General features: G+C 51.8%; 8 protein-coding genes and 2 pseudogenes. 7 read left to right on the top strand and 3 right to left on the bottom strand.

The window, feature by feature from the left end; all coding sequences use genetic code 11:
- Positions 1-32: 32 nt before the first annotated feature.
- The 3 genes and pseudogenes from EB241_RS03935 to aroP all read right to left on the bottom strand — a co-directional run.
- A pseudogene (locus EB241_RS03935) lies at positions 33-957 on the bottom strand (IS630 family transposase); the annotation flags it as partial.
- 124 nt (positions 958-1,081) lie between these two features.
- Positions 1,082-1,781, bottom strand: a pseudogene (locus EB241_RS03930) (IS6 family transposase).
- Between the two features lie 207 nt (positions 1,782-1,988).
- Positions 1,989-3,344, bottom strand: a complete 1,356-nt coding sequence (gene aroP, locus EB241_RS03925; protein WP_124231904.1) for an aromatic amino acid transporter AroP — start codon at positions 3,342-3,344, stop codon at positions 1,989-1,991.
- Positions 3,345-3,699: 355 nt separating this feature from the next.
- Here aroP and pdhR point away from each other — a divergent pair, with 355 nt between their 5' ends.
- From pdhR to EB241_RS03890, 7 genes are all read left to right on the top strand, one after another.
- A complete protein-coding gene (gene pdhR / locus EB241_RS03920; protein ID WP_124231903.1) occupies positions 3,700-4,464 on the top strand; it encodes a pyruvate dehydrogenase complex transcriptional repressor PdhR in 765 nt (254 codons plus the stop codon).
- Between the two features lie 150 nt (positions 4,465-4,614).
- Positions 4,615-7,278 (top strand): pyruvate dehydrogenase (acetyl-transferring), homodimeric type, encoded by a 2,664-nt coding sequence (gene aceE / locus EB241_RS03915; RefSeq protein WP_124231902.1) that lies wholly within the window; start codon positions 4,615-4,617, stop codon positions 7,276-7,278.
- 13 nt (positions 7,279-7,291) lie between these two features.
- Positions 7,292-9,181, top strand: a complete 1,890-nt coding sequence (gene aceF / locus EB241_RS03910; RefSeq protein WP_124231901.1) for a pyruvate dehydrogenase complex dihydrolipoyllysine-residue acetyltransferase — start codon at positions 7,292-7,294, stop codon at positions 9,179-9,181.
- A 187-nt stretch (positions 9,182-9,368) separates the two neighbouring features.
- Positions 9,369-10,793 carry a dihydrolipoyl dehydrogenase gene (gene lpdA, locus EB241_RS03905; RefSeq protein ID WP_124231900.1) on the top strand — a complete coding sequence of 475 codons (1,425 nt, stop codon included), beginning with the start codon at positions 9,369-9,371 and terminating at the stop codon, positions 10,791-10,793.
- 928 nt (positions 10,794-11,721) lie between these two features.
- Positions 11,722-11,961, top strand: a complete 240-nt coding sequence (gene ycgZ, locus EB241_RS03900; protein WP_124231899.1) for a regulatory protein YcgZ — start codon at positions 11,722-11,724, stop codon at positions 11,959-11,961.
- A gap of 62 nt (positions 11,962-12,023) precedes the next feature.
- A complete protein-coding gene (locus tag EB241_RS03895) occupies positions 12,024-12,299 on the top strand; it encodes a hypothetical protein (protein ID WP_124231898.1) in 276 nt (91 codons plus the stop codon).
- A gap of 34 nt (positions 12,300-12,333) precedes the next feature.
- Positions 12,334-12,612, top strand: a complete 279-nt coding sequence (locus tag EB241_RS03890) for a biofilm development regulator YmgB/AriR family protein (RefSeq protein ID WP_124231897.1) — start codon at positions 12,334-12,336, stop codon at positions 12,610-12,612.
- Positions 12,613-12,617 lie beyond the last annotated feature (5 nt).

Genomic DNA, 12,617 nt, shown 5'->3' with positions numbered 1-12,617 from the left:
ACAGGCAGCAATCCAACCTCTTTCAATCGTGCACTCTGATGTGATCCCAGGCATAACCGTTCGATATGATTGACCCACGGCGAATAAACCGGCTGATATATCACCGTAACGTTCGGATTCGCTTTCAGCCAGTGCCGCGTTTTCTGGCACTTATGGATAATGTGGTTATCCCCCATTAGCGTGATGGTTTTTGCCGGTCGGTATGTGGTTTTCGGGTGCTTCAGCAGGCTGATAAACAGCGCTGAGCTTTTACTGCAGCGCCTACATAGTTGACCCGGCCAGTACCGGTATTAAGCGCTCCGGCAAGGTAATGTTTTTCATTCTGTCCGGGCGTTACCACCCGCTTTTGCTGACCACGGCCCTGCCAGTCTGCACCGATTTTTGGATTCAGGTGAATGTCCACCTCGTCCTTATAAAATACCGGGTGCTCCGCACAACAATTGGCGAGTGCCGCATTGATTGTCGCCATTTTCTCGTCCCGCTGTGGATCACGGATACGTCAGGTTGGTACAACCCCGCGCCAGACCAGACCAGACCAGACCAGACCAGACCGGCTGCGGGCAACCAGCGCCGGAGGGTGGAAGCATGCAGTCTGCAACCCGTTATATCATTGACTTTTATCGTAAATAAATTTGTACTCCAGTACGAATGCGGATAACCAAAATCGCAGGGAGAATGCTCAACAAGCCGCCTCAACAGAGTACATATGTACTCAAACGGCCAGCGGAGCACACGCCCTGGTGAGAGCGAGTTAAGACCTTCCGGTCCGTAAAGTGTGAACCAGTTAATCCATCGCCCGACGGATTAACGTGCGCTGCAAAGCGTCCTGACGACATCGCTGACACGCTCCCCGCGATGGAGCATCAGCCTGCATGCGTGGTGTTTATCGCGGGTTTTATGAGCCGTTTTCTGTATCAGTCGTCGTTCGCTGCGGAGTGTGGGTGCTATGATCGGCATCGCTCAGTCAGGTTGGTGATTTGGGATGTTTGGCGATTGAAAAGACTCGCGCAATCCGGGCTGAGTTCCTTCAATGTGATCTACTGTTCAGAACACGTATTCAGCATTTTTTTATTCTAAGGCCTTACATTTTAAAAACTCTGCTTACCAGACGCATCTCGCCCAGGTAATCACCATAATAAAACGGTGAAGCCTGGCCTTTGCGCAGTGCCCGCATTACTTTAATCCCCTTAATTGTGGCATAAGCCGTCTTCATCGATTTAAAGCCCAGCGTGGCGCTGATTATCCTTTTCAGCTTCCCATGATCACATTCAATCACGTCGTTCTGGTACTTGATCTGTCGGTGTTCAACGTCTGGCGGAGAACGGCCTGTGCGTTTGAGCAGCGCGAGCGCCCGGCCATATGTCGGGGGCCTTATCCGTAATCCGTATTGATCAAGCGTGGGATCTGCCATTTTAAAACCTTTCCCAGAAAACGGTATGCGGCTTTGCTGTTTGGTGCGGTGAAAGACAGAAGTCGAGAGTACACCCTCTGCTGTTAGCCGCGCGGTACAGCCAGGTCCGCCGGCCATTCACCTTCACGTACGTTTCATCAGTGTGCCACGGGCAGAGCTCGGAAGGGTTACGCCAGTAGCAACGCAGTCGCTTTTCTGTTTCATGGGCATCACGCTGAATCCAGCGATAAATTGTGGAGTGATCGACGTTCAGGCCACGTTCGGCCAGTATCTCCTGTAGCTCACGGTAGCTGATGCCGAATTTGCAGTACCAGCGTACCCGCCTACAGGATGGTGTCGCACTGAAAAGCCGGCCTTTGCATGGGGTTATGTGCAGCTCTGTCAGCAAAAAAGGGCAATAAGTTTATCAGCTCCAGCTTTTTGCAACATAGCCAATGAACATGGTCTGAGAGAATCAGCATGTTTTTTGGGGCAGTTCAACATCAGTAAACTTCGCCCTTCTGGTTACTGCGGTAAGCCATCTCTGATGAGATGGCTTAACCGTAGAGCCTGCGAGGTTTACCCTTATGCTTGGTAATCAGGCTTTTTGTGCGCGATTTTTTATCGCGTAGCCTGCGGCCAGGATCCCCAGCCAGACTGGGATCAGCCAGACTGAGATGGCCATGCCGGGCGTTAGCGCCATAATCACCAGTATACTGGCCAAAAATAGCAGGCAAATCCAGTTACCGACGGGATATAACAGGGCTTTGAAACGGGTCTGCACACCCTGTTGATCCTTCTTACGGCGGAACTTAAGGTGGGCCAGACTGATCATCGCCCAGTTAATCACCAGCGCAGAGACTACCAGCGCCATCAACAGTCCAAATGCCTCGCCCGGCATCAGATAGTTAATCAGCACGCAGAGGGCGGTTGCCGCGGCAGAAACGCCGATCGCCACAACCGGTACGCCACGTCCATCAACTTTCATCAGCGATTTTGGGCCGTTACCCTGTTTCGCAAGACCGAATAACATCCGGCTGTTACAGTAAACACAGCTGTTATATACAGAGAGTGCGGCCGTCAGTATCACCACATTCAGGGCATTCGCGACCAGGCTGTCACCCAGATCGTGGAAAATCATGACAAATGGGCTGGCACCGCCAATCACTTTGGTCCAGGGATAGAGCGACAGCAGGATGGCAAGTGAGCCGATGTAGAAAATGAGGATGCGGAACAGCACCTGATTGGTGGCTTTAGGAATACTTGTCTCCGGGTCATCGGCCTCGGCAGCGGTAATACCGACCAGCTCCAGGCCGCCAAATGAGAACATGATCACCGCCATCGCCATCACCATGCCGGAGATACCGTTAGGGAAGAATCCCCCTTTGTTCCACAGATTAGTCACTGTGGCATCAGGGCCTGCCTGACCACCAAACAGTAGCCAGGCACCAAAGACAATCATCCCGATAACGGCAACCACCTTAATGATGGCAAACCAGAATTCCATCTCACCAAAGACTTTCACATTGGTGAGATTGATAGCGTTAATCAGCAGAAAAAAGACGGCGGCAGAAACCCAGGTGGGGATTTCCGGGTACCAGTACTGAATATATTTTCCCACTGCGGTCAGTTCCGCCATGGCCACCAGCACGTAGAGGATCCAGTAGTTCCAGCCAGACGCGAAACCGGCAAAGTTGCCCCAGTATTTATAGGCAAAGTGGCTGAAAGAGCCGGCAACTGGCTCCTCCACCACCATTTCACCAAGCTGGCGCATAATCATAAAGGCGATAAAACCGCCGATAGCGTAGCCCAACAGGACAGACGGACCGGCCATTTTGATGGTGTCTGCAATGCCGAGAAACAGGCCGGTACCGACGGCACCCCCTAATGCGATCAGCTGAATATGGCGGTTTTTAAGTCCGCGCTTCAGCGTTTCGCTATGCTGTTGTTCCATATAGACCTCATGGTTTCGTTATTTTTCTAACTCAGGACGCGCCTTTGTCGGTGGTTACAATCCCTGCTGTACAGGATTTTGTACAGTGGTGTTATCAGGAAAAAAAGGGTGAGACTACCTTCTTGCTCAGAATAGTGATAAGCAGTGCGCATTGCACATGCTTTCTCTTTTTTGTATCGGAGAGTGCTGAAAAAAAGAGCGTCCTGACATTATTTATCTGCTGTCAAAACGAGACAGCCGTTTATTTTCGCTCGGTGGGCGTATAGACATCAGGTGAATACTTTGTTACTTTTACCGCCATCTTATGGTAATTGGTATTACCAATTAACTCAGGATTCCGCCAGAAGAAGGGAAGATGGCCTACAGCAAAATCCGCCAACCAAAGCTATCCGACGCCATTGAGCAACAGCTTGAATCCCTGATAATGGAAGGGACGCTGCGTCCGGGTGAGAAGCTACTCCCTGAGCGTGAACTGGCTAAACAGTTTGACGTTTCCCGTCCTTCACTCCGTGAAGCTATCCAACGTCTGGAAGCGAAAGGTCTGCTATTGCGGCGTCAGGGCGGTGGCACTTTTGTGCAGGCAAATCTATGGCAAAGCGTGAGCGATCCCCTTGTCGAACTGTTGGCTGGTCATCCTGAAACCCAGTTCGATTTGCTGGAAACGCGACATGCGCTGGAAGGGATTGCGGCCTATTATGCGGCATTACGTGGTACCGAACAGGATATAGAGCGCATCCGCCATTGCCATATACAGATTCAGGCTGCTCAGGACAGTGGCGATCTGGATGCCGAAGCAGACGCCGTGATGCAGTATCAGATTGCTGTCACAGAAGCAGCGCACAATGTGGTGCTGCTGCATCTGCTGCGTTCAATGGGGCCAATGCTTGAGAGAAACGTCCGACAGAATTTTGAATTGCTCTACTCGCGCCGCGAAATGCTGGCAACAGTGAGCGGTCACCGCGCCAGTATTTTTGAGGCAATAGTGGCACGCGAACCTGAACAGGCACGCGAGGCCTCACATCGTCACCTGGCGTTTATTGAGGAAATATTGCTGGACCGAAGTCGGGAGCAGAGCCGCAGGGAGCGCTCCTTACGACGTATACAGCAACGTGAGGAATAACGCGGCAACTGGTCCAACCCCGACAGGCCTGAGTCACGTCAGGGATGTGGGGATAACGATGTGCCTGTCTCTCTGTGCTCTTACGGTCCAGAGTTCAGAGAGACAGGCACCAGATAATTCAACGTATTAGACACAGATAAGGAATACCCCATGTCAGAACGTCTACATAATGACGTGGATCCGATCGAAACCCGCGACTGGCTACAGGCGATCGAATCGGTCATCCGTGAAGAAGGTGTTGAGCGTGCGCAATTCCTGATTGACCAGGTGTTGAGCGAAGCGCGCAAAGGTGGTGTGAAGGTTGCAGCAGGCGCTGGAGCCAGCAATTACATCAACTCTATCGCTGTTGAAGATGAGCCGGAATACCCAGGTAATACTTCACTGGAGCGCCGCATTCGTTCTGCAATTCGCTGGAACGCTATCATGACCGTTCTGCGTGCTTCCAAAAAAGACCTGGAGCTGGGCGGTCATATGTCCTCTTTCCAGTCTTCCGCGACTTTTTATGAAGTGTGCTTTAACCACTTCTTCCGTGCTCGCAGCGAGCACGACGGTGGCGATCTGGTGTATTTCCAGGGCCACATTTCTCCTGGCGTATACGCCCGTGCTTTCCTTGAAGGCCGTCTGACTGAAGAGCAGATGAACAACTTCCGCCAGGAAGTTCACGGCAAAGGACTTTCTTCTTATCCGCACCCGAAACTGATGCCTGAATTCTGGCAGTTCCCCACGGTTTCGATGGGCCTTGGTCCGCTGGGTGCAATCTATCAGGCGAAATTCCTGAAATATCTGGAACACCGTGGCCTGAAAGACACTTCACAGCAAACCGTTTATGCTTTCCTTGGCGACGGTGAGATGGATGAGCCTGAATCCAAAGGCGCGATCACCATCGCGACCCGTGAGAAACTCGATAACCTGGTGTTTGTCATCAACTGTAACCTGCAACGTCTGGATGGCCCGGTTACTGGCAACGGTAAAATCATCAACGAGCTTGAAGGCATCTTCGGTGGTGCGGGCTGGGAAGTGATCAAAGTTATCTGGGGCGGACGCTGGGACGAACTGCTTCGTCGCGACACCAGCGGCAAACTTATTCAGCTGATGAATGAAACCGTTGACGGTGACTACCAGACCTTCAAATCCCGCAATGGTGCTTACGTTCGTGAGCACTTCTTTGGTAAATATCCTGAAACCGCGGCGCTGGTCAAAGAGATGACCGACGACGAAATTTGGGCGCTGAACCGTGGTGGCCACGATCCGAAGAAAGTTTATGCAGCACTGAAAAAAGCGCAGGACACCAAAGGCAAACCAGTGGTTATTCTGGCGCATACCGTCAAAGGCTATGGCATGGGCGAGACGGCGGAAGGCAAGAACATTGCTCACCAGGTGAAGAAAATGAACATGGATGGCGTGCGCTATATCCGTGATCGTTTCAACGTGCCGGTCGATGACGCTGACCTTGAAAAACTGCCTTATGTGACCTTCGAAAAAGACTCTGAAGAGTACAACTATCTGCACGGTCAGCGCCAGAAACTGGGTGGCTACCTGCCAACCCGTCAGCCAAACTTCAGTGAAAAACTATCGATGCCTGCACTGGAAGACTTCCGTCAGTTGCTGGACGAGCAGAATAAAGAGATTTCCACCACCATCGCGTTTGTTCGTGCACTGAACGTGATGCTGAAGAATCCGTCGATCAAAGATCGTCTGGTGCCGATCATTGCCGATGAAGCCCGTACTTTCGGTATGGAAGGTCTGTTCCGTCAGATTGGTATCTACAGTCCGAATGGTCAGCAGTATACCCCGCAGGACCGCGAGCAGGTTGCTTACTATAAAGAAGACGAGAAAGGCCAAATTCTCCAGGAAGGGATTAACGAACTGGGCGCAGGCGCCTCATGGCTGGCAGCGGCAACGTCTTACAGCACCAACAATCTGCCGATGATCCCGTTCTATATTTACTACTCTATGTTCGGATTTCAGCGCATTGGCGATCTGTGCTGGGCAGCAGGCGACCAGCAGGCGCGCGGCTTCCTGGTTGGCGGCACTTCCGGTCGTACCACGCTGAATGGCGAAGGCTTGCAGCACGAAGATGGTCACAGCCACATTCAGTCGCTGACCATCCCTAACTGCGTCTCTTACGATCCGGCATATGCCTACGAAGTGGCGGTTATCATGCACGACGGCCTGGTGCGTATGTACGGCGACGCGCAGGAAAACATTTATTACTACATCACCACGCTGAACGAAAACTACCATATGCCTGCGATGCCGCAGGGCGCGGAAGAGGGTATTCGTAAGGGTATCTACCGGCTCGAAACCGTTGAAGGTAGCAAAGGCAAAGTGCAGCTGCTGGGATCGGGTTCTATCCTGCGTCACGTCCGTGAAGCAGCGCAGATCCTGGCGAAAGACTATGGGATTGGCTCTGACGTTTACAGCGTCACTTCCTTTACCGAGCTGGCCCGCGATGGCCAGGACTGCGAGCGCTGGAACATGCTGCATCCAACCGCTGAACCGCGCGTGCCATATGTTACGCAGATCATGAGCGATGCACCGGCCGTCGCCTCGACTGACTACATGAAGCTGTTTGCTGAACAGATCCGTACTTACATTCCGGCCAGCGACTATCGTGTACTGGGTACCGATGGCTTTGGCCGTTCTGACAGCCGTGAAAACCTGCGTCACCACTTTGAAGTCGATGCGTCTTACGTGGTGGTTGCCGCGCTGGGCGAACTGGCCAAACGCGGTGAAATTGATAAGAAAGTGGTTGCGCAGGCCATCACCAAATTCAATATCGATGCCGATAAAGTCAACCCGCGTCTGGCATAAGAGGTAAAGAGTAATGGCTATCGAAATCAAGGTGCCGGATATCGGTGCAGACGAAGTGGAAGTCACTGAAATTCTGGTTAAGGTGGGCGACAACGTTGCAGTGGAACAGTCGCTGATCACCGTCGAGGGCGACAAGGCCTCAATGGAAGTGCCTTCGCCAGAAGCTGGCGTGGTGAAAGAGATCAAAATTGCTGCCGGTGACAAAGTGGAAACCGGTTCGCTGATTATGGTGTTCGAATCCGCTGAAGGTGCAGCGCCTGCTCCAGCCAAAGCCGAAGCGAAAAAAGAAGAAGCGAAACCCGCCGCCGCAGCCAAAGCAGAAAGTAAAGACGTGAACGTGCCGGATATTGGTGGTGACGAAGTGGAAGTCACTGAAATCCTGGTTAAGGTGGGCGACATCGTGGAAGCCGAGCAGTCACTGCTCACCGTTGAAGGCGACAAAGCCTCAATGGAAGTGCCTGCCCCGTTTGCCGGTACGGTGAAAGAGATCAACATCGCCACCGGTGACAAAGTTAGTACCGGTTCACTGATTATGGTCTTTGAAACTGCCGCTTCCGGCACAGCCGCCGTCTCTGAAGAGAAACCTGCTGCAACAGAAGCCGCACCTGCGGCGCAGGCAGCCAGCGGTCCGAAAGAGGTTGCCGTTCCTGACATCGGCGGTGACGAAGTTGAAGTGACCGAAGTGATGGTGAAAGTGGGCGATAAAGTGGCTGCCGAGCAGTCGCTTATCACCGTTGAAGGCGATAAAGCTTCAATGGAAGTCCCGGCACCTTTTGCCGGCACGGTGAAAGAGATCAAAATTTCCACCGGCGATAAAGTGAGCACCGGCTCGCTGATTATGGTGTTCGACGTCGAAGGCGCTGCTCCGGCAACGGCTCCGGCAGAGAAAAAAGAAGAGGTTGCTCCGGCTAAACAGGATGCCAAACCGGCCGCTGTTGCGGCGAAAGCGGAAACGAAGGGCGAGTTCTCCGAGAACGACGCTTACGTCCATGCGACGCCGGTTATCCGTCGGCTGGCCCGCGAGTTCGGCGTAAATCTGGCGAAGGTGAAAGGCACCGGTCGTAAAGGCCGTATTCTGAAAGAAGACGTGCAGACTTACGTTAAGGACGCGATCAAACGCGCCGAAACTGCCCCTGCACAGGCAACCGGTGGCGGCCTGCCAGGTATGTTGCCGTGGCCGAAAGTTGATTTCAGCAAGTTCGGTGAAATTGAAGAAGTCGAAATGGGCCGCATCCAGAAAATTTCTGGTGCTAACCTGAGCCGTAACTGGGTAGTGATCCCGCACGTTACGCAGCACGACAAAGCCGATATCACTGACGTTGAAGCTTTCCGCAAACAGCAGAATGACGAAGCCGCGAAGAAGAAGCAGGATCTGAAAATCACGCCGCTGGTGTTTATTATGAAGGCGGCGGCCAAAGCGCTGGAGGAGTTCCCACGCTTCAACAGTTCCCTGTCTGAAGATGGCCAGAAGCTGACGCTGAAGAAATACATCAATATCGGTGTGGCGGTGGATACGCCAAACGGGCTGGTGGTGCCGGTATTTAAGGACGTCAACAAGAAAGGCATTGTTGAGCTGTCCAACGAACTGGCGGTGATTTCGAAGAAAGCGCGTGATGGCAAACTGACCGCTGGCGATATGCAGGGCGGCTGTTTCACCATCTCCAGCCTGGGCGGTATTGGCGGGACGTCGTTTACGCCTATCGTCAACGCACCGGAAGTGGCAATTCTTGGCGTCTCCAAATCGTCGATGGAGCCGGTGTGGAACGGTAAAGAGTTTGTTCCTCGCCTGATGCTGCCGCTGTCACTCTCCTTTGACCATCGGGTGATCGATGGTGCGGCGGGTGCGCGTTTTGCGGCTTATATTGCCACCATCATGGCGGATATTCGCCGTCTGGTGATGTAACAGCAACAAGGCCGGCTTATGCCGGCCTTATCGCATATTGGCTTTAGCGGTGACGCTAATCTGATATGGATCAGGATACGGGTAATCAGGGTGACCATGCTGTTTGCAGTCTGTTAACAATTCTGTAAACTCTTGCCCTGAATACGAACCGGGGGAGGGGCATCCCCCAGTTAACTAAGAGGTCATGATGAGTACTGAAATTAAAACTCAGGTCGTGGTACTTGGGGCTGGTCCCGCAGGCTATTCCGCAGCGTTCCGTGCTGCTGATTTAGGTCTTGAGACCGTTATTGTTGAACGTTTCAGCACCCTGGGCGGGGTTTGTCTGAACGTCGGCTGTATCCCTTCCAAAGCCCTGCTGCATGTGGCAAAAGTGATTGAAGAGGCAAAAGCGCTGGAAGAACACGGCATCGTCTTTGGTAAGCCGCAGACCGATATCACCAAAATTCGTAGCTGGAAAGAAAAAGTCATCACCCAACTGACCGGCGGTCTGGCGGGGATGGCAAAAGGCCGCAAAGTGAAGGTGGTGAATGGCCTGGGTAAATTTACCGGTGCCAATACGCTGGTGGTTGAAGGTGAAAATGGTGCCACCACCATTAACTTTGACAATGCTATTATCGCCGCCGGCTCCCGTCCGATCCAGCTGCCGTTTATTCCGCATGATGATCCCCGTGTGTGGGACTCCACCGATGCGCTGGAGCTGAAAGAAGTCCCTGAGCGCCTGCTGGTCATGGGCGGCGGCATCATCGGTCTGGAAATGGGTACCGTTTACCACGCGCTGGGTTCAGAGATTGATGTGGTCGAAATGTTTGACCAGGTTATCCCGGCAGCGGACAAAGACGTGGTGAAAGTGTTCACCAAGCGTATCAGCAAACAGTTCAACCTGATGCTGGAAACCAAAGTGACCGCCGTGGAAGCGAAAGAAGACGGTATCTGGGTGACGATGGAAGGTAAAAAAGCGCCGGCCGAACCGCAACGTTACGACGCGGTGCTGGTGGCAATTGGTCGCGTGCCAAACGGCAAAGGCCTGGATGCGGGTAAAGCGGGTGTTGAAGTGGATGACCGTGGTTTTATTCGCGTCGACAAGCAGATGCGCACCAACGTGCCGCACATCTTCGCCATTGGTGATATCGTCGGTCAGCCAATGCTGGCACACAAAGGCGTTCATGAAGGCCATGTCGCTGCCGAAGTCATCTCGGGTAAGAAACATTACTTCGATCCGAAAGTCATCCCTTCTATCGCATACACCGAGCCGGAAGTTGCCTGGGTGGGGCTGACCGAGAAAGAAGCAAAAGAGAAGGGTATCAGCTATGAGACGGCGACCTTCCCGTGGGCAGCCTCTGGCCGCGCTATCGCTTCAGACTGTGCAGATGGCATGACCAAACTGATTTTCGACAAAGAATCTCATCGTGTTATCGGTGGTGCGATTGTCGGTACCAACGGCGGCGAGCTGCTGGGTGAAATCGGTCTGGCCATTGAGATGGGCTGTGATGCTGAAGATATCGCGCTGACCATCCATGCCCACCCAACGTTGCATGAGTCCGTTGGTCTGGCGGCAGAAATTTTCGAAGGCAGCATTACTGACCTGCCAAACGCGAAGGCTAAGAAGAAGTAAATCTTTTTCCTGCCGAAGGCACCCTGACTGAGCTGCACCTGAAAAGTTGGTTATCCAACGAAATAGGGTGCAGTTTTTTATTAATGGAACTGACTTCCAGTCTGTCCATGGCTGGATTAATCAGTCACGGGTAATGTCTGACGATTCTGCGGGCCGTGCAGATAAACGGGTGAGTAACAACCAGTAATGAAAATATTCCTGTCGGTAAAAATATAAACCGTCATTAACCGTCCGTTGATGGTTTAACTGTATTGGCACTCTGGCCTGGCGCGTTATTAATGGCAGCATCGGTTTCACACTGGCGGTGAGAGCGGAAGCGGCAGGTTGTTGTTGTGGTTGTTTTTTTAACTTCAGCAAAATCAATGTACTATAGGGCAAATGATAATATATATCTGGTAATTGATATTATTTTTATCTTGTTAATAATGGAAATCTCCGGCAGCTTTTTATTGCTGATAATACCTTCCGGTATTAATTATATATCCGCTGTTGATTAAATGAATAAGATAAAACGTCTGTTATTGGAGTGCGTAACAACTGATACGGCATCAGTCCTGTCTTTTTGTCGGAAAAAAGTGACAGCTGAAATGTCATTACAAAAAAAGTAATCCGGCAAATGGTGAACGTTTCCTCACCACAAAGGGTACGCGAGGACGGCTCGCTGACACCGTGCAGGCTGCTTACAAAATGCGACGGTGCTGGCAGTATGGTGCGCTGGTGGCAGAGAATGTTACCCAGGCCCTACTTTACCAAAGTTTTCGGCAGTAAATCATTATGCTGCAAATTTATAAGTGTATGTAATAAATAGTTTTTTATTGTGGCTAAATTAGTCACGTGATTAATTTTCGAAATTTCTGTACAAGATGCCTGGTTGTGTATAAGTTTACAGGACATTAACTGCCTGCTTTACACACTATTGGGAACATTCATGCGTCAGACATCAAGTTCACCCAGTTCTGCCAACGATATTGCCGCTTACTTCAGTAAGGCCTCCCTGCCTTCACAACAGGAAACGCTGGGGTCTATTGTGGTTGAAATTTTGCGTTCAGGACAAAATCTTAACCGTAAGGCTATCTGCTGTAAATTGCTTAAACGCTTTGAACTGGCATCAGGCCCGGAGGAAGAACGCCACTATCACGAGCTGTTTAACCTGCTTTTCCGTCAGTAATCCGGTAGTAAAGGTTTTAATCCCGTTATGCAGTTCCGCGGGGATGCGTTAAGAGACAGATTATGAAAAACAGTGATGACGAAAAACTCTGTGACATCCTTATCGGTGAAGCCGTAGTGGAGTTACTGGCCCGAAATGAGGCCATTTCATGGGGTTCGCTGCTTGGAAAATTACAGGCAGCGCTGGACGCGGGTGACGTCGAGGTGCGCATTGCGAAGATGGCGATTGAGGAAGTAAAAGCGGGCATGGCATCGCGTTATACTTCCGGCATTAGCATTGATAACCCGAACGACACTATCCGTCTGTCCGGTACGTCATGCAGTTCTACAAAACACTGAACCCTTTATCAGATAACCGGCAGGTTATAAAATAATGGCAGATCGTGAGAAAGACACAGCTATGCAACAGATAACAACAACAGAAATCCACGCCTGTATTATGGCAGCTGGCGATCAGTACGCCGCGGAAAAGGAAGTTCTGGGAAAAATTATTAAAAGCCTGCTGGCAGGAAAAGCACGCGTTACCAGCAAAGCCCTTATTATGTATTTAATCGGTGAGCTGGACAGGAGCACTGATGCAGCCCAGCTTGACCTGCTGAGGAACTGCCTGAAGCTGGTGGTCGGATGTGCTCAGGGCAACCGCGACGCCTGAAATGA

The organism is Erwinia psidii (assembly GCF_003846135.1).
Lineage (GTDB): Bacteria > Pseudomonadota > Gammaproteobacteria > Enterobacterales > Enterobacteriaceae > Erwinia > Erwinia psidii.
The sequence above is the reverse complement of the archived record's forward strand: the minus strand, read 5'-3'. Positions and strand labels throughout refer to the sequence as shown.